Raw genomic sequence first — 18,632 nt, forward strand, 5'->3', positions numbered from 1 at the left:
TACCAATATGAAAAGCTTTAACGTATTTTATGAATATTATTTTTTTAATTTGAAAGTTGCAACCACCGGATAATGATCTGAAATTCTGACAGAACGGTCAACTTTATAACTTAGAGGTTGTATGGATTCCGATGTAAAAACGTAGTCGATTCGTATCGGGAATTTGTAGTCATGAAAGCTGGTAGCACTTCCTCTACCTGCTTCTACAAAGGCATCTTTTAACCCTTTTCCAAGATGGTAATACTCGTAAGAGTTAGGCACAGAATTGAAGTCACCTACTAATATTACCGGATAAGGAGAGTCATCAATCCCTTTTCTTACCGCAGCAACCTGATCCTGGTGCATTTTGAAAGTCGGGATCAGCCTTTTAACGATATCTTTCAGCTTTTGTTCATCTTCATCACTATTTCCCTTAAGCTTTACCATGCTTTTTTCAAATTTAAAAGGCTGAAGGTATACATTGATAAAACGATACGTATTTCCTTTAATCTCAATATCCGTCTGATTGGCGTAGGCGTTATTGGTCTCTGAATTACTCTCAATAAGTTCTTTCTGATCAATGATCTTATATTTTGAAGAGATTGAGACAATAACATCTCCTCTTCCTTTTCCCATTCCTTTAAAATTGTAATCCCGAACATGTTCTTGTAACAGAACCACATCCGCATTTTGAGAATCTACATAATCTTCAATATTTTTAATCCCCATCGTTCCTCCTTTTGCATTTAATGAGATGATTTTCAGATCAGATGTCTCCTTTTTTTCAGCAGAATAGTTGACCCATCTCTTAACAGGGTTCAAAAAAAGCAGTCCCAATGCAGCAAATACTATAGCCCTTTTTTTCCAGGCGAAAACCCAGAAAACAGTTAGAAATACATAAGCAGTGATTAAAACAGGAAAACCTAATGATAAAAGATTAAACCATGGATATATTCTAGGAGGTACATAAGCATTCATTAATGTTCCCAACAAAAGAAACAAGATTCCCAGATGTACAATTAAAAATATTAGGCGAACAACTTTCACAGGATAGTATTAACGGAATCTATACAAATGCTTTTTCCATAGTAAAGCCAGGAGAAAGCCTACAATAGCCCCTCCCACGTGCGCAAAATGGGCAATACCTCCTACATTTCCTGAAACCCCTAAGTAAATTGAAATAACAAGTAGTATGGGTAAAAGGTATTTAACTTTAACAGGAACCGGAATAAACATAATCCCGATCTTTGAATCCGGATAAAGGGTAGCAAAAGCAGCAATAACTCCAAATATGGCTCCCGAAGCACCGACCATAGGAGTCCTTAGTGCATTATAAAGACTTTGGGAAAGCTCCTTTCCTTCTTCTGTCGTAGCACTTATATTCATGTCTCCTGTATATCCTATTGCCGCTTTCTTATAAATTTCAGCCGCATTTAAGCCTAAGCTTTCCAGGCTGGAGGTAATCTGCTGAATTTCTATAAAATTCCAAAGATTGAATAAGAAAAATGCACCCAAACCACTTACAAAATAGAGGATCAGATACTTTCTTTCACCTAAAGACTGTTCCAATATAGGCCCAAAACTCCACAAAGTCAGCATATTAAATAAAATATGCATCAATCCTCCGTGCATAAACATATGGGTTATGATCTGCCAGGACCTAAAGTTGGGAGAAAAAGGATAATACGCAGAAAGTGTATTATACAGTTGTGGAAAAATATAGGATATAATAAATACAACAATATTTATTATAATTATATTTCTTGTAATCGGTGGTATATTGTTAAACATTTTTAAAATTTGTTTTTAAAATCATTGAAAGGAACTTCATAAAAGCATCGTTTCCCGTTAGGTAAAAACTCAGGAAAACCTAATGCCGTAAAGTCCTTGATCAATTGTTCAGCATCCTTTTTATAAATAAAGTCAAATCTGGATTTAGACTGCATCTTCGTCCATTGATTCTGATAATACTGGTTGAATTCCTCATCTGTTTTATAATCCAGGATCTCAAACAGGTCTTCAAGAAACTTCATAACCTGAGTCTCTTTTAACCCCTCAGGCACCGCATCTATCCTCAATACACTTTCGTGGGCCACTTTCATGTCGAATCCCAGCTCAGGAAGATATTTTTTGATTGATTTATATTTTGTTTTCTCAATCTCGTTCATATGATACTCCAAAGAGAAAAGAAGTGCATGACTGTTTATGGTTCCTTTTTTTGTCGGCTTATTATTTTCTGAAACAAAAAGCCTGTGCATTCTTCCCAGATCAAGCATCAGGGTTCTGTCCCCTTTATTGAACAGCCAATACCCGTTGGGAAGCCTCATCAGATCTTCATCAAAATCTTCATCCTCAAAAAGGTTTATTTTGGAAGGTTCCGCAGATATATTCTGATGGTACATTTCTGCAAGATTCTGAATTTCAGCCTGCCTTACACCTCTTTCTTCCAAAAACGGATTATAATCCTTATCGACCACAATTTCCGGCATCTTTATAACCCCTCCGCTATTTGTCTTTCCCGGGAAGGTTTTTTGCATCAGCTCATCAAGCTGTGGGTCTTTCTCAAAATCAAGACTTGGAGCCACATTGTAAATTCCGAGAGATCTTTTTATTGTAGAACGGATCAGTGCAAAAATAAGATGCTCATCCTCAAATTTCACTTCTGTCTTTTGCGGATGAATATTAACGTCTATTTTTTCGGGATCCAGCTCTAAAAAGAGAAAGAAGGTAGGAATATAGCCAGGCAAAAGCAGTCCTTCGAATGCTTCCTGAACCGCTTTATTAAAATAAGGGCTCTTAAAGAATCTTCCGTTAACAAAAATAAATTGTTCCCCTCTTGTCTTTTTTGCCCCTTCAGGCTTGGCAACAAAACCATGCAGTTTACACCATATAATATCTTCCTTGATCGGAATAAGCTGTGGTTGCAACTTTCGTCCGAAGATATCTACGATCCTCTGCATCTGGCTTCCTTTTCTTAAGCGGAAAACCGGTTCATCATCATGGAATAATGAAAATTCCAAATTTTCATGGGCCAAAGCAACCCTTTGGAATTCATCAATAACATGTCTGAATTCAATATTATTATTTTTAAGGAATTTTCTTCTTGCAGGAACATTAAAGAAAAGATTTTTCACCAAAAAATTAGAGCCTTCTGAAGTTTGCACAGGATCCTGAAACTGGAAAACTCCACCTTCAATGTAAATATTGGTTCCTATTTTGGCATCTTTTTGTTTGGTTCTGAGTTCTACTTGGGAGACAGCTGCAATAGAAGCTAATGCTTCTCCACGAAATCCCTTTGTCGCAATTCTGAAAATATCTTCCGTCCCTCTGATTTTTGAAGTAGCATGTCTTTCAAACGCCATTCTGGCATCCGTTTCGGACATTCCTTTTCCATCATCAACAACTTGTATCAGATTTTTTCCGGCGTCCCTTACGATCAGTTCAATTTTAGAAGCCTCTGCATCGATAGCATTCTCCAATAATTCTTTCACAATGGACGCAGGTCTCTGCACCACTTCTCCCGCCGCAATTTGGTTGGCTACATGATCCGGTAAAAGCTGAATAATATCTGACATAAAAAACGTTAAATCAACTTACAAAAATAGTCAATGAAAATGGGAATAAAAACAATAAAAACGCGAATTAAAATTTTATTATCAATATGCAAAAATTCTGCCTTTTATGATTTATATAATAATCCCTTTATTTTTCATCCTTCTAAAAAATACAATCCCCTAAATGTACGACACAAATAGAGGATTGATTCACAGCTTGTTTACACAAAATTAATACTGATAGTTTCTTTATTTATTCTTGTATTTTAATCATCAAATACAAGTCTTCTTTTTTCTTTGGTTTTAGATTTTCCATGGATCTTATCATACAGGTTGGCCAGAAGGCTGGGCTTTTTATAGATCTTACTGTATCTGTACCGCGTGTTAAAGTGGCGGACATGGATCGTATAGAAATCATACCCAATAACTACTAATAAACATATACTGATTACATAAAACACTCTGAATTCCAGATAATAATAGGTTAATCCTGAGAACACAGCTCCTAATACATAAGCCAGCATGATACTCGAAAGCAGTTTTGCCCTTGCAATCAGTTCCGGATTTCTCCTGTACTTTTTTTGGGTAAACATAGACGCCAGGATTCCAAGGTCGGTAGTGGTACCGGTAAGGTGTGTTGTTTTTACCGAGAAATTGGAAATACTTGCCGTTAACCCATTCTGTAAACCGGTTGCAAAAAGCATAAGGGCAACCAGATACTCTGTTTCTTCTACTGTTTTCCTGTAGAAAACCTGTCCGTAGATCCCTACAAAAAGCAAACACATAATTTCCAGCACAATAGGCATCGCATGGGCAAAGTATTTACTTTTTTTATTAAAATTAATAACGAAGAAGTTCGCTACAAAACTTCCGAAAAAGAAAAGGAATATCCATGCACCAACCACTGCCACCTGCGTCCAGTTTCCTTTACTGATCTCTGCAGCAAAAATGGCATAGTGTCCTGTTACGTTTGAGGTAAAAGAGAGAAAAATTAAGAGAGATGCTATATTTATAGTTCCCGCCGTAAAGGCCGTCAGCGTCCCCAACCTGATGTTGTCTCCCAATGTCCTGCTGTTACTATAATTTCTTAACATTTTTATTAATTTAAATAATTGAATTGTGTGTTTTTTTTAGACCTCGACAAAAATCTCAGCAAGTCTTCCTCTTTCCGGAAGGCTCTCAGAAATCTCAAGAGTAATCTCATGCGATTCAAGATCTTTGCATTTTTTGATGTACGGAATGATGTCGAACTTCCCCTTCCCTTTACTTTTAATCGATGGCGAATAATAAGCCTCGTCAATTTTTTCTGTTATTATGTAATTATTAAATGTTCTTTGAAAACTTCCTGTGAAAATATCGCAGTTCATTTTATTAATCAGGTGAGGATATTTGTTTTTTATGATGCTGAATGCGTCACAAAATTCATGGGATCTTATTTTACCGAATATGGTACTCTTCGTCGTGAATAAAAGATCTCTGATAGAATCTCCCATGTCATATCCTGATACGAATATGATGTTATATTTTGTTTCGTCATGTTTCCCGTCTTTTTCCTTCAGTACTTTTTTTAATATATTTAATGACTCAAGGGAGTAATCGGTGGCAATTAAAATTGTTTTGGTCATATCTTCGATTTTAGTGTTTTATCTGATTTTGATAATACAAAACTATAGTGACCAAATTAGAGGATCTTTGGAATGGAATTAAAATGTCATTAAAGAGATTAAAATGAGATTAGAAAATTGTTAAGAGAATTTAATATGGAGAGGTGAATGGGTAAAAAAGATTGAATAATAGAATTTCAACCTATTCATTTACAGAACAAAATATATTAAGCCATCCCCCTCGACTCCAAAAGAATCTTACGATCTTTCAAGTTTAAGATTTCGCCCCCAATCCCTGGTTTTCTGCCTGCATCACATAGAAATTAGGAAAACGAAGCTGGACGGTAGTCCCCTGATTTTCATGGGAGCTTACAATCAGTTCTCCGTGATGCATTCTTACAATATTTCTTGCCAGTGGTAAGCCGATTCCATAGCCCTCATAGTTTTTCGTGTTAGAGGCTCTGAAGAACGGGTCGTAGATTTTATTCATTTCTTCCTGAGGAATTCCGATACCATTATCCTTTATAATAATATAAACATCTGTATCCGTGGCGCCTAAAGAAACCTTTACCTGCTGGAAATTGGAATATTTACACCCGTTATTGATGATATTGGCTACAGCAAGATGCAACAATTGCTCATTACCCTGAACTTTCAGCTTCTTTGGATTTTCCGGCAACATGCTGATATCCAAATAAATATTATTCCTCGTATCAATCCTTCTAAGGGTTTCAATAACATCCCAAAGGAGCTGATCGATCCTTACTTTATCTATCTTTTGGATCTTACCATCAAATCCGGTTTGAGCAATCATAAGCAAGGCTTTGATTTTCTTATCCAGTTTTTCGGCTTCATCGAGAATGATCTCCAGTGTTTCTTTATATTCTTCGGCGGTTCTGTTGATTGAGAGAGCAACATCTGCTTCTCCCATAATAGAAGTAAGCGGAGTTCTCAATTCATGTGAAACATTTCCGATCAGATGATTCTGGGTTTCAAATGAAGTTTCAATCCGGTTGAGCATATCATTGAAAGTATCTGCCAGTTCATTCAATTCTTTATTATCGGGATGGGACTCCAATCTTAAGTGAAGATTCTCCGAACTGATCTCTTTTACTTTCCCCGTAATTTTTAAAATAGGTTTGAATAAATTTTTGGATAAATAAAAAGAAAAGATCATGCTGAAGAACAAAGAAAGGATAATACAGGTAACCAATGTCCTCTTAAGGAATCCCAGATAATAAATCAGGTAATGGTTTTTCGCAGAAGCTATTGCTATATAATCTTTATCATGAAATCTGAATGACTGTCCTATATAATAAAACTCTTTATCATTATAATTATCCTCCCCTTTTTTCATGATGTTCTTGAAAAAGGTATCCGGAATATGAACTTCCTGGGATATCTTCCTGAAATTGGAATCTGCAGGAACCATAAATACATAGTCCTTTTCCATGGGAAGCTCTTCGTCATTCAGGCTGTTCAGGATGTAGTTTTCCGGAAGGTCCAGATGTTCTTTTCCTTTTTCGATTTGTACTATCGTTGTTGTCCGGATTTTAAGCAATTCATAAAACCTCTGATGTGAAAAATTGACAATAGAGAAGTACACCAGCCCTCCAAACAGTAATATAATGGTAGTAAAAACCACCATTAAAAGTATCATTGTTTTGGTTTGGGTAGTAACAACTTTATTAAACATCCTAAGGTTTTTTTAAAACATATCCCATCCCGATTACCGTGTGAATCAGCTTTTGATCATCCTGGTTGTCGAGCTTTTTCCTAAGATAATTAACGTATACATCTACCACATTAGTCCCCAGCTCATAGTTCACGCCCCACACGGCGTCCAGAATTTCTGCCCGGGAAATTACTTTTTCTGTATTATTCAGAAAATACATCAACAGCTTATATTCTGTGGAAGTAAGGGAAACTTCTTCTCCTGCACGGGTTACCTTTTTAGTATAATCATTCACGATCAGATCGGAAACCTGATAAATATATTCACTATCCGCATCCGGTTCTACCGCTTCTTGGGTCGCGGTATTATTAACGCTTCTTCTCAGCAGGGATTTTACCCGGGCAACGAGTTCTATAAATTTAAAAGGTTTTACCAGATAATCATCTCCGCCACTCTCCAGGCCAAGGACAATATTCTCGGAGGTTCCCAAGGCAGTCAGAAAAAGAATAGGAACATGCTGATTGGTCTTTCTTATTTCCTTACAGACATCAAGCCCATTCATTTCGGGCAGCATAATATCCAAAATTACCAGATCAAAATCATTGGCTTCTACCAGCTGTACTCCTGTACGTCCGTCAAAAGCTACAGAAATCTCATAGCCTTTTTCCTGAAGTCCCTTTTTTATAAAAGATACTACACTGGTTTCGTCTTCGATCAGAATAATTTTTTTCATAAGTAACGAATTTCACAAAAATAGCAAAAAGATAGGAAACGGAAGGAATGCATGAATCATGAGTTTTTCAATGAAATAATGGTAAAGTTGGTGAAAACTATAGAGAATAATATTACATTTGCTGTGATAAGCAACTAATGAAAAAAGTTTAGGTTAAATTTTTAAAGTATGAATGATTTTTTAATAGGAATAGGCAAAAGATTAAAAGATATTAGAAAGAAAAATAATTTAACCATCAACGAGCTGGCCTTTAAAGCCAATGTAAGCAATGGACTTGTGTCCAGGATTGAAAATGGGAGAACAATTCCTTCTCTTCCGGTTTTGTTGGACCTCATCCAGTCTTTGGAAATCGATGCCAGTTTTTTCTTCGAAGGCGTTGAAAAAAAATCAAATGCCAAATTCATCTATCTTCCTAAAGACAGTCAGCAACTTATAGAAAAAGAAGTAGAAGCGGAAGGCTTTAAATATGTGCATATTTTCAGTAAAAGTCTTCATTCTCTGGGCTTTGAAGCGGTTTTATTAACCCTTGAACCTAATTCCAAAAGGGAAAAAGTAATTACGGATGCCTGGGAATTCAAGTATATCCTGAAAGGAGAAGTAAAATACCTCATCGATAATGAAGAAGTCATTCTACATGAAGGTGATTCTCTATATTTTAACGGGAAGTTACCTCACGTTCCTGTAAGTATAAGCAATGAAAGCTGTATTATGCTGGTCCTTTATTTTTACTCAGATAAGTAAACCACTTATTTTTCCGGCTCATATCCGGAGTTAATTATAATCCGTTTTTCCATTAAAAAGTTTACAAATATTCAACTTTTACTTTTTACGGCTCCAATAAAATGAATACAAAATGAACTTATTTTCCTTTCATGTGTATTCACATTTTGAGATACTTTCTTTAAAAAAACAACCAAACCCTCTGTTTTACAGCACTAATTATCAATTAATCTTATTTTTTAACGACAATCTTACGTAATACACCCTTAACAATATGGCATTATTTGTTAATCATTACTTAATACCAAATATTTACATATATTAAAATTATTAGCTTGTTTTGCATAAAAATTTAATATTTGTAAAAATGAAAACAAGATTGAAGAAATTACTCCCCCTTATGTTTCTTTGTTTCATTGGATGGGCATCCGCCCAAAAACAAACGATTACGGGAGTTGTATCTGACGAGAATCAACCTCTTCCCGGAGCTACGATCAAAATAAAAGGATTATCTAAGAATATGGTTACCGATATTGATGGTAAATTCACCATTAATGATCTTAAGGCAGGTGAATATAATTTGCAGATAAGCTATATAGGATATGAAAGCACTACTCTTCCTGTAAGCATTCAATCCGAAGAAAATACTGATCTGGGCATAATCCGATTACAACAAAAACATAAAAATATTGACGAAGTAATTGTTACCGCCACATTAAAAAACAGCGAAGCAAGAGCTTTAAATCTTCAAAAGAATGCAATCAACATGACCAATGTAATTGCTTCGGATGGTATCGGAAAACTTCCGGACAGAAATGCCGCAGAAACCGTTCAGCGGGTCCAAGGTGTTTCTATTGAAAGAGACCAGGGAGAAGGACGATTTGTATCTATACGGGGACTTCCTCCGTTCTGGGCTTCAACAACGATTAATGGAAACAGGCTTCCAACGGCAGAGGAAGAAACCACTTCAAGAGCAACGGCTTTTGACTTCTTCCCAACAGAACTTATTTCCTACGTGCATGTCAATAAATCTTTCACTCCGGATATGGAAGCTGATGGAATTGGAGGCGGTGTGAATTTCATTACCAAAACCCCTCCTATGAAACAAGAGCTAAAGATCACGGTTGGAAGCGGTTACAATGCAAAATCCGACAAGGGAGTTTATAATCTGGGCTTATTGTACGGAGGAAGAACAAAGGATAAAAAGCTGGGATACCTTTTCAATATTGCCCACTTTACGAGAAACTGGTCTACAGATAATTTTGAGGCGAGAAGAAGTGGTGACCAGGGAGTCTTCAGATTGGAGTTGCGGGATTACAATGGGGTAAGAAAGACCACGGGGATCAATACAGCTTTTGAATACGTGTTGTCTCCAAAGAGCACTCTTTATTTAAAAGGAATGTACGGAACGTTAGCAGATGATGAAACCCACTACAAGCACAGAATAAGATTCGATAAATTCAGTTCTACCAACAATACGGCAAGAGTGGAATTACAGAATATCCATAATCTTCTGATTACGCAGCTAACCTCTGTGTCTCTGGGAGGGATCCATCAATTGAATAAAGGAAAAATAGATTGGGACTTGTCCTACTATGATAACCGGTTCAAATATGGAAACATTCCGGACAAACAAAACAATTCTTATTATGTGATCAAATACACTCAGTCCGGAGTTGGCATTGATCCTAATTATATTGCAGATCGCGGAAATGGGCCTAGAGCGTATTGGAAAGCCGATGGCGGAAAATTGGATTATAAAGATCCTGATGCATTATTTGGGTTCTACAGTGACCCTAATTTCAAAATGGATGCTTCTCAAATGAGATTCACAGATCTTGAATTCTACAAAGTTTTTGTTGAAGAAAAAGACAAAATTGTAGCGGCCTTCAACCATGAGATTTACGCCTCGGATAAACTGACCTTCAAGTATGGTTTTAAATACAGGGATAAAGAGCGTAATGCAAAATTTTCAGATATTTTCTATAGCTGGAACAACGGAACAGCTCCCCTCCTTTCTGATTACGGGCAGTACATTACTACGCAGCCTAACGGTCCAAAATATTTAAGTGAAATGAATGCCCATATTGGCAACAGTTTCGGTCCTGTTTTATCGACTACCGGAATGGACCAGTTCTGGTTCCAGAATCAGGGAAATTTAAAAATAAATCCCGCAGATTCGGAATCTTTGGAATACAATAAAGCATTGGGTAGAAACTTCGATGTATTTGAAAAACATGCCGACGCATATGGAATGGGAACATATAAACTAAATGATAAAATTACAATATTGGGAGGAATCAGGCTATCTAATACCAATACGAAGGTAAAAGGTTATAACGTAATTGATGATAAACTGGTTCCGGTAGAAAATACTAAAAAATACCTGGCCGTTTTACCCATGCTACACATCAAGTATGCATTAAACGACAAAACAAATTTTCGTTTTGCAGCAACAAGAACTTTTTCAAGACCCAATTTCGGGGATCTTACACCTGGAGGAACTTATATTGAGGCCGACAACGAGTTTAAAGGAGGAAATCCTAATCTTAATCCGACGTATTCGTTAAACATTGATCTGATGGGAGAATACTATTTCTCCAATGTAGGTATTTTAAGCGGAGGGATCTTTTACAAATCCATCACAGACCCCATTTTCCAGGATTCTTTTGTAGGTTCTTATAATGAAAATCCAGGAGTTCAGTTTACAGCACCCAATAATGGAAAAACAGCATCATTGGGAGGTCTTGAGCTTGGCCTGAACAGAAGATTCGACTTCCTTCCGGGATTCCTGCAATATTTCGGAACACAGCTAAACGCTACTTTCATGACTTCAAAAATGGAGAAACCCAGTGGTAGAAAGGTAGCCCTTCCTTATCAGGCAAAAGAACTATACAACATACAGTTATTCTTCGAAAAAAAGGGATTCAATGCAAGACTGGCTTATAACTATAAAGGAAAATACGCCGTGGAATACGCTGAAGATGATATCAATGACACGTACTATGGAAAGTACAGCAGCTTAGATTTTGGAGGATCTTATCAGTTTACAAAATTTCTGACGCTGTATGCAGATGTAAATAACATCCTGAATAAGCCTTTGATCTATCATTTCGGTAAAAATGAAAATCGCCCTGAACAGGTGGAATATTATGGTGTAAGGTTCAATATGGGAATTAAACTTAACTTCTAGCAGGGTCAAAATGGAAGGCAACACCAATAAAAATAGAATGGTAACACTGAAGGCAGCATTTTCTGCTTTCGGTGTTTACTTCTGCATGTACGGATTCCGAAAGCCTTTTACGGTAGCTTCATTCGAAGGCCTTGCATACTTCGGAGTGGATTATAAGGTCCTGATAATCATTGCCCAGGTTATGGGATATTTTATTTCAAAATTCGTTGGAATCCGATTTATTTCTGAACTAAAACCCGCGAAAAGAATCTTCTACCTGTTAAGCTTTATTGCTATTGCAGAGCTTGCATTACTGGGTTTTGCAATCTGCCCGGCACCTTACAACATTATTTTTATGTTCATTAACGGTTTTCCGCTAGGATTGATCTGGGGAATTGTTTTCTCCTATATTGAAGGAAGAAAAACGACGGAGATCATAGGCTTGTTTTTATGCTCAAGCTTTGTCGTTTCGTCCGGGTTTACCAAATCTGTCGGAAAATTTATAATGGATACGTTTGGTGTTTCAGAATTCTGGATGCCTTTTACAGCGGGATTGGTTTTTATTATTCCTTTGGTCATTTTCGGCATCATGTTAAATAAAATTCCCAAGCCATCAGCAGAGGACATTTTATTAAAGAATAAAAGACAACCATTAGACAAGCCTGCAAGAAGGGCATTAATCCGCCGTTTCTTCATTCCTATGATGTGCATTACTATTGTGTATATCAGTTTAACCATTCTCCGGGATTTCAGAGACAATTTCAACCGTGAGATATGGGATGCCCTTAGCTTTACAACAGACAGCTCTGTTTTTACCCTGACGGAAATTCCGATCGCCATTGTAGTGCTTTTAATTTTAAGCCTTATGGTAAGGGTAAAAAACAATAAAAAAGCTTTTGCCTATTATCATTACATTCTTTTTGCGGGAATACTAACGGTAGGATTTTCAACGTATTTCTTTCAGCATCATATGATGTCTCCGTTTCTATGGATGATGGTCTCCGGAATGGGAATGTATCTTTGCTATATTCCATTCAACGGAATTTATTTTGACAGGATGATTGCGGCCTTTGAAATCAAAGGAAATGTAGGGTTTCTGATTTATTTTGTAGATTCATTTGGTTATTTGGGCAGCGTTCTGATCTTACTTTATAAGAATTTCGGATCTTCCAAAACAACATGGCTGAATTTTTATATTCAACTCAACTATTTCATCGTAATTACGGTTTTGATTTCTTCAGTGATTGCTTTCCTAGCTTTCAAAAAAAAATCCAAACCTAAACTAAATAAAAATCAATACTTCCATTTCGATGCTTCGAAAATGGTTTAAAACAAAAGTAAAATGACAACAAAATTTGATCTTATTGTTGTGGGTGGCGGAATTCTGGGAACATTTCACGCTTATCATGCACTAAAAAGAAACCTTAAAGTAGCTTTGGTAGAGAAAAATGCACAGCCTCAGGGAGCTACGGTAAGAAATTTTGGGCAGGTGGTTCCATCGGGAATGGATCTTAAATGGCAAAATTTCGGAAGAGAGAGTCTGGCCATATATAATGAGCTGCAATTCCAAACAGATCTAACAATACGAAAAAACGGTTCTGTTTACCTTGCTTCCAATGAAGAAGAACTTAAGCTTATCAATGAACTTTATGACATCAACCGGAAAAATGGTTACGAGTCTGTTCTTCTCTCAAAAAACGATTGTATGAAGAAATTTGATGGACTTCGTTCAGATTATTGTAAAGGCGGATTATTCTTTCCGGAGGAACTTTCTATAGATTCGGGGGAAATGATCGTCAAACTTCATAAACTTTTACAGGAAAAACTGGATTTAAAGATCTATAATAATACGACCGTAATTGAAACGTATGAAGATAATAATCAATGCGTTGCCCAGACATCAGACGGACAGCAGTTACAGGCTGCAAAAATAATCATCTGCGGAGGTCATGAGTTTAAAACCTTATATCCTAACGTATTCAATGAAAGCGATTTAGTGGTCACGAAACTGCAGATGCTACAAACCAAAGCTCAGGGTATTTATTCCTTACAGGGAAATATCCTTACCGGGTTATCCATCAGAAGATACGAGTCCTTTCAGGAATGTCCTTCCTTTCAGGAAATCAAGGCGTTAGAAACCCCTGATTCTTTCGAAAAGAGATATGGGGTCCATATTCTATTTAAGCAGGCTCTTGATGGATCTATCATTTTGGGAGATTCCCATGAATATGCAAGTGCAAAGGATTCGGATGCCCTGGGATATGACCTGAATATGGAAATCGATGAGTTTATGATCAGCGAGGCCAAAAAGATCATTGATCTTCCAACCTATGAAATTCAGAGAAGATGGTTTGGGATCTATTCTCAATGTAAAACAAAAGATATTTTCGAACATAATCCTTCTCCCAATATTCATATCATCACAGGTATCGGCGGCAAGGGTATGACCGCAAGCGGTGGATTCTCAAAATTTAATATAGATAAAATATACGCATAAAATAATGAAGAACATAGAATTATTGGTTCTGGATATGGCCGGAACAACAATTAATGAAGACAATGTAGTTTATAAAACTTTAATGCACGCAGTAAATGATTACGGTTATAATGTTACTCTGGAAAAGGTATTATCGAGCTGTGCAGGAAAGGAAAAATTAGAAGCCATCAGTGGTTTACTTATTGAAATAGGTGGCGACGCAAATGATTCCCTTCCCATTTTTGAAAATTTCTCTGATCAGCTAAAAGTAGCGTATCAGAACCTTGATGTAAAGCCGATCGAGGGTATTGAAAATTTTCTGCTAAAAATGAGGTCCAAGGACAAAAAAATTATTCTTAATACGGGATATACCTATGATATTGCGCAGCAGCTTCTGGATAAGCTGGGATGGAAGGAGAATGTATATTATGATGCCCTTATTACGGCTAATGATGTATCCGAAAGCCGCCCAAGTCCTGAAATGATTCATCTGGCCATGCAAAAATTCAACATCCTTGATCCTCAAAAAGTGCTGAAAGCAGGAGATTCGGTGGTTGATATTGAAGAAGGAAAAAATGCAGGGTGTGGATTAACGATTGCCGTTCTTTCTGGGGCTCAAAAAAGATCCGAACTTGAAAAATCCAATCCTGATTATATATTCAATACCCTATCTGAGGCTGAAGAAGTTATCTAGCATATTCTTTCATCTTACTACTGATCATTCAGCCTCAGTTTCTTATCGTTTTTTTATCCTTTAATTAACTTTAAGTTCACACATGTTTACAAATAGTAAATTAATTTTACAAATAATAAAATATTAATTACTATTTGTAAACATTTTCATTTCAAAAAACAAAAATTTCTATGAAAACAAAACTATTTTCAATGGCAGTTATAGTGAGCTGCTTTTTAAGTGCTCAGACAAAAAAGGTTCTTTTTATCGGAATCGATGGTTGCCGGGCAGATGTTATGATGTCTTCCGATACACCTAATATTAAGTCGTTAATTACAAAATCGGTGTATTCCCTTGACGGCCTTTGTGCTGCGACGACCTGGAGTGGAAATGGATGGAGCACCATGCTAACTGGGGTATGGCATACAAAACACAATGTTCAGGATAATAATTTCACAAACCCGAATTATGTAAATTATCGCGATTTCCTTACCCGTGCAGAGGCCTATAATTCAAATTTAAGAACAATCTCCCTCGTACATTGGTCACCTATTAACGATATTATTATTAAAAATGCAGATGTAAAGACCAATTTCAGCACAGATTTAGCGTTAAAAAATGCTGCTGTAGATGCATTGCAGAATGATAACCCAGATATTCTGTTTGTGGATTTTGATGACGTGGATCACGCAGGCCACTCTTATGGTTTTTCTTCGACCGTACCACAATATGTTTCCTCAATGCAAACAACAGACACTTATATCGGAGAAATTGTAAATGCGATGAAAAACAGGTCGACTTACAACAATGAAGATTGGCTGGTAGTCCTGACAACAGATCACGGGGCAGTAAATAATGGTCATGGAGGAGGAAATCTCTCTGAAAGGAATATCTTTACGATCTACTCTAATCCGAACCTTACTCCCCAACAGATCAGTAAAACGGACATTGATTCGAATGTCACTTTCAACCAACTTAACTTCCCTGCCGGTACTTATGCCAAGCCTACCAACCAGGTTCCTTTTAACTTTGGGGCTAATCAGGACTTTACGATTGAATTTTGGGTAAAGCCTAATGCCAACTTCTCGAGTGATCCTGTAATGATCAGTAATAAAAACTGGAACAGCGGAAAAAACAAAGGATTTGTTATCTCAGGATATTCGGGACAAACCTATAAAGTAAATATTGGTGATGGTACGAACAGAATTGACCTGGTAGGAGGAAAAATGGAAACCAATAAGTGGAAACATATTGCAGTAAGTTTTGATAGGGATGGCCTTGTAACTCTCTATGAGGACGGTGTGCCTGTTACTTTTGCCAAAATGAATACAATCGGAAATATTGATTCAGGGCTTCCGTTAACGATCAATCAGGACGGAACCAATACTTATGGACAGAACCTGGCCGCTTCGTACAAAGACATCAGGATCTGGAAATCAGCCCTTCCTAATGATGTTTTAGTTAATTGGGCTACCCAAAATATCACTTCTGCCCATCCTTATTATGCTCAATTACTGGCTAATTGGAAATGCAATGAAACTTCCGGCAATACACTAACAGATTCAAGTTCAAACAGTAATAACAGTACGATTACAGGAAGTCCTACCCGTAGCCTCAATACAACAACTAACTTTAAAATCTATAATTATTTATCTACCACAAGAGAAACAGATCATCTTCCAACTGTACTGAACTGGCTATGTGTTCCTGTAGAAAGCTCCTGGGGAATTGATGGTACCAACAGATTATCCAGCTGCCAGAGCAATACTTTGTCTGCAAAAAGCACGGAAAGACCAGCAGAAGATTTTAAGATATATCCCAACCCGGCAAATCAGAATATCAATATAAAATTCAAATCTGATGAGAAAGAAATGACATTTACAATCATCGATACCCGAGGGTCCGTGGTTTTGTCTAAAACATCGAAATCATCGGATGGACAATATGACGAGACATTTGATATTCATAAGGCCCCAACAGGTGTTTATTTTATAAAAGTTACAGGAGTCCAGAAGTCCCTAACGAAAAGCTTTATTAAGAAATAAGAAAGAATTTCAATATCATTAGTAGATTTAAATTGGATATTAGAACGAGGATTACTCCAGGTTCTAATATCTTTTTTTTATTTAATCCCTAAGCTTTAGCTCCATCTGTGTATCGCAACGGTTATACGCCGAATGAGTAACCGGAATATGCTCAAATCCAAGCTTTTCATATAATTTAATCGCTGGCACCAAAATAGAATTGGTCTCCAGAAATATTTTCTCCGCGTGTAATGATTTTGCTTTCTCCACCAAAGCCTTTCCTAAAAGATATCCGATCTTTTTACCCTGGGCCTTGGGGCTTACTGCCATTTTCGAAAGTTCATAGGTTTCAGGTCCTGCCTTCACTAAAGCACAGGTTCCTACCACTTCATTATCCAATAGGGCAAATACAATGTGACCTCCTTTACTGATAATATATTCCTCAGGATTATCAAGCAATTTGTAGTCCCCGCTTTCCATCACGAAGAATGTTTTGATCCACTCTTCATTCAATGCTTTAAAAGCTTCTTTGTATTGAGGGTGATACGCCTCAATCTTTACTTCATTATTCTGGTCATTCATATTCTTTATAGTATTAAATATTATTCTTTATCATATTTCCGAGTTTTTCAATATCACTTTCCACCCTATCGGTCCATTCCAGGGCATAATTCAGTCGCATACAGTTCCGGTACTGATCATATTGTGAAAACATCCTTCCCGGAGCAAAATTGATTTTATGACTAAAAGCTTCGTCAAAAAGATCCTCAGTACATATCCTTTTATCGAGCTCCAGCCAAAGCATAAACCCACCTTTAGGTTCCGAGATTTTGGTATTATCCGGAAAATAGGAGGTAACCGCTCTCTGAATCTGCAAATAATTGGAATAGACTTTATTTCTGAACATTCTTAAATGATGATCATATCTTCCATATTCAAGAAAATCAGCAATTACATCAGAGTATAATGACGGACTGCATACCGTCTGAACCAGCTTCTGGCGGATTATCCTGTCTTTAAATTGTCCCGGGGCGACCCAACCTACCCGGTATCCGGGAGCCATAGTCTTGGATACAGAGCCTACCCACATCACCAGCCCTGCTTCATCATAAAATTTACAGGGCTTGGGGCGTTCTGCTCCAAAGTATAAATTCCCATAAATGTCATCTTCAATCAGCGGGACATTGTAATGGGTAATTAATCTTACCAATTCCTTTTTATGCTCATCGGGCATCTGAAAGCCCATCGGATTATTAAAATTAGTCACAAAACAACATGCCGATAATTTCGGCAATACCTTTTTCAGGGCATCAAGATCTACTCCATATACCGGATGAGTAGGAATTTCTACGGCTTTCAACCCTAATAACTGAATAGCCTGTAAGATCCCAAAATAGGCCGGACTTTCAATCGCGACAGAATCACCGGGCTGCGTCACTGCCATCAAACTGTTATAGATGGCATTCATTGCTCCGGACGTAATAACCAGGTCGTCTTCTGTAATTTTTCCTTCCATCACTAAAGACCATTTGGCAATCTCCCGGCGAAGATTATGATTCCCTTGTACCGGCTCATAATTCGTTCCAAAATCATTTTTACTTTTGATTACATTAATGATGGATTTCTTCATCTTAGCCAAAGGCAGAAAATTCTTGCCGGGTATAGCTAAAGCAAATTGGGTGATTCCTGAATCTGAAATCGTTCCGAATACTTTATCTATAAGATCTTCTTTGGTTCCCTCTATTTTGGAATCCTTCATTTTGGTTACAGATGGAAGATCCAGTTTCCGCTGGGAAGTGTGGCTTACATAATATCCAAACTTGGGTCGGGACTCAATCAGAGACCGGCTTTCCAATTCCATATAAGCCAGTTTGATCGTATTCAGGCTTACATTGTATAACTTCTGGGCACTTCTTAGGGAAGGCAGTTTATCTCCAAACTGTAAGGTTTCAGTCTGGATCTGCTCCATCATTATTTTTGCTATTTTGAGATATAAGACTTCTTTGCCCATAATATCATTGT

Annotated in this window: 15 protein-coding genes; 6 read left to right on the forward strand and 9 right to left on the reverse strand. The window is 37.0% G+C overall.

What is annotated here, in order from left to right; translation table 11 throughout:
• Nucleotides 1–36: 36 nt before the first annotated feature.
• The 7 genes from ACNFU2_RS13680 to ACNFU2_RS13710 all read right to left on the reverse strand — a co-directional run bounded on the left by ACNFU2_RS13680 (nt 37) and on the right by ACNFU2_RS13710 (nt 7,545).
• Entirely contained in the window at nt 37–1,026 is a 990-nt protein-coding gene (locus ACNFU2_RS13680) for an endonuclease/exonuclease/phosphatase family protein (RefSeq protein ID WP_418122056.1), read from the reverse strand.
• A 9-nt stretch (nt 1,027–1,035) separates the two neighbouring features.
• Nucleotides 1,036–1,770 (reverse strand): rhomboid family intramembrane serine protease, encoded by a 735-nt coding sequence (locus ACNFU2_RS13685; RefSeq protein ID WP_273650211.1) that lies wholly within the window; start codon nt 1,768–1,770, stop codon nt 1,036–1,038.
• Between the two features lie 2 nt (nt 1,771–1,772).
• On the reverse strand, nt 1,773–3,554 hold the full coding sequence (gene mutL, locus ACNFU2_RS13690) for a DNA mismatch repair endonuclease MutL (RefSeq protein WP_172281568.1): 1,782 nt from the start codon (nt 3,552–3,554) through the stop codon (nt 1,773–1,775).
• A 245-nt stretch (nt 3,555–3,799) separates the two neighbouring features.
• Nucleotides 3,800–4,627: a YoaK family protein gene (locus ACNFU2_RS13695; RefSeq protein WP_172281570.1), complete on the reverse strand. Its 828-nt coding sequence runs from the start codon at nt 4,625–4,627 to the stop codon at nt 3,800–3,802.
• A gap of 36 nt (nt 4,628–4,663) precedes the next feature.
• Nucleotides 4,664–5,158, reverse strand: coding sequence for a hypothetical protein (locus tag ACNFU2_RS13700; protein ID WP_273650212.1), 495 nt, complete (start codon nt 5,156–5,158; stop codon nt 4,664–4,666).
• A gap of 253 nt (nt 5,159–5,411) precedes the next feature.
• The gene (locus tag ACNFU2_RS13705; protein WP_172281573.1) at nt 5,412–6,833 is read right to left on the reverse strand and encodes a sensor histidine kinase; all 1,422 of its coding nucleotides are present in this window, start codon (nt 6,831–6,833) and stop codon (nt 5,412–5,414) included.
• A gap of 1 nt (nt 6,834) precedes the next feature.
• Nucleotides 6,835–7,545, reverse strand: a complete 711-nt coding sequence (locus ACNFU2_RS13710) for a response regulator transcription factor (protein WP_172281575.1) — start codon at nt 7,543–7,545, stop codon at nt 6,835–6,837.
• 168 nt (nt 7,546–7,713) lie between these two features.
• Here ACNFU2_RS13710 and ACNFU2_RS13715 point away from each other — a divergent pair, with 168 nt between their 5' ends.
• From ACNFU2_RS13715 to ACNFU2_RS13740, 6 genes are all read left to right on the forward strand, one after another.
• Nucleotides 7,714–8,286 carry a helix-turn-helix domain-containing protein gene (locus ACNFU2_RS13715; RefSeq protein ID WP_172281576.1) on the forward strand — a complete coding sequence of 191 codons (573 nt, stop codon included), beginning with the start codon at nt 7,714–7,716 and terminating at the stop codon, nt 8,284–8,286.
• A 346-nt stretch (nt 8,287–8,632) separates the two neighbouring features.
• A complete protein-coding gene (locus tag ACNFU2_RS13720; RefSeq protein WP_273650213.1) occupies nt 8,633–11,458 on the forward strand; it encodes a TonB-dependent receptor in 2,826 nt (941 codons plus the stop codon).
• 37 nt (nt 11,459–11,495) lie between these two features.
• A complete protein-coding gene (locus ACNFU2_RS13725; RefSeq protein ID WP_273650214.1) occupies nt 11,496–12,767 on the forward strand; it encodes a DUF5690 family protein in 1,272 nt (423 codons plus the stop codon).
• Between the two features lie 12 nt (nt 12,768–12,779).
• A complete protein-coding gene (locus ACNFU2_RS13730) occupies nt 12,780–13,934 on the forward strand; it encodes a TIGR03364 family FAD-dependent oxidoreductase (RefSeq protein WP_273650215.1) in 1,155 nt (384 codons plus the stop codon).
• A gap of 4 nt (nt 13,935–13,938) precedes the next feature.
• Entirely contained in the window at nt 13,939–14,607 is a 669-nt protein-coding gene (locus ACNFU2_RS13735; protein ID WP_273650216.1) for an HAD hydrolase-like protein, read from the forward strand.
• A gap of 170 nt (nt 14,608–14,777) precedes the next feature.
• A complete protein-coding gene (locus tag ACNFU2_RS13740) occupies nt 14,778–16,631 on the forward strand; it encodes an alkaline phosphatase family protein (RefSeq protein WP_418122063.1) in 1,854 nt (617 codons plus the stop codon).
• 81 nt (nt 16,632–16,712) lie between these two features.
• On the opposite strand, the gene ACNFU2_RS13745 is transcribed toward ACNFU2_RS13740, so the two are convergent.
• Nucleotides 16,713–17,192, reverse strand: a complete 480-nt coding sequence (locus ACNFU2_RS13745) for a GNAT family N-acetyltransferase (protein WP_273650218.1) — start codon at nt 17,190–17,192, stop codon at nt 16,713–16,715.
• A gap of 13 nt (nt 17,193–17,205) precedes the next feature.
• Nucleotides 17,206–18,621, reverse strand: a complete 1,416-nt coding sequence (locus ACNFU2_RS13750; protein ID WP_172281596.1) for a PLP-dependent aminotransferase family protein — start codon at nt 18,619–18,621, stop codon at nt 17,206–17,208.
• Nucleotides 18,622–18,632 lie beyond the last annotated feature (11 nt).

Source organism: Chryseobacterium sp. PTM-20240506, from assembly GCF_048296755.1.
GTDB lineage: Bacteria > Bacteroidota > Bacteroidia > Flavobacteriales > Weeksellaceae > Chryseobacterium > Chryseobacterium proteolyticum.

Bases quoted from the DNA above. Each gene is read 5' to 3' on its own strand.
- ACNFU2_RS13700 (WP_273650212.1), bottom strand. From the start codon at position 5,158: ATGACCAAAACAATTTTAATTGCCACCGATTACTCCCTTGAGTCATTA.
- ACNFU2_RS13685 (WP_273650211.1), bottom strand. From the start codon at position 1,770: ATGTTTAACAATATACCACCGATTACAAGAAATATAATTATAATAAAT.
- ACNFU2_RS13745 (WP_273650218.1), bottom strand. From the start codon at position 17,192: ATGAATGACCAGAATAATGAAGTAAAGATTGAGGCGTATCACCCTCAA.
- ACNFU2_RS13735 (WP_273650216.1), top strand. From the start codon at position 13,939: ATGAAGAACATAGAATTATTGGTTCTGGATATGGCCGGAACAACAATT.
- ACNFU2_RS13740 (WP_418122063.1), top strand. From the start codon at position 14,778: ATGAAAACAAAACTATTTTCAATGGCAGTTATAGTGAGCTGCTTTTTA.
- ACNFU2_RS13715 (WP_172281576.1), top strand. From the start codon at position 7,714: ATGAATGATTTTTTAATAGGAATAGGCAAAAGATTAAAAGATATTAGA.
- ACNFU2_RS13725 (WP_273650214.1), top strand. From the start codon at position 11,496: ATGGTAACACTGAAGGCAGCATTTTCTGCTTTCGGTGTTTACTTCTGC.
- ACNFU2_RS13730 (WP_273650215.1), top strand. From the start codon at position 12,780: ATGACAACAAAATTTGATCTTATTGTTGTGGGTGGCGGAATTCTGGGA.
- ACNFU2_RS13695 (WP_172281570.1), bottom strand. From the start codon at position 4,627: ATGTTAAGAAATTATAGTAACAGCAGGACATTGGGAGACAACATCAGG.
- ACNFU2_RS13705 (WP_172281573.1), bottom strand. From the start codon at position 6,833: ATGTTTAATAAAGTTGTTACTACCCAAACCAAAACAATGATACTTTTA.
- ACNFU2_RS13750 (WP_172281596.1), bottom strand. From the start codon at position 18,621: ATGGGCAAAGAAGTCTTATATCTCAAAATAGCAAAAATAATGATGGAG.
- mutL (WP_172281568.1), bottom strand. From the start codon at position 3,554: ATGTCAGATATTATTCAGCTTTTACCGGATCATGTAGCCAACCAAATT.
- ACNFU2_RS13720 (WP_273650213.1), top strand. From the start codon at position 8,633: ATGAAAACAAGATTGAAGAAATTACTCCCCCTTATGTTTCTTTGTTTC.
- ACNFU2_RS13710 (WP_172281575.1), bottom strand. From the start codon at position 7,545: ATGAAAAAAATTATTCTGATCGAAGACGAAACCAGTGTAGTATCTTTT.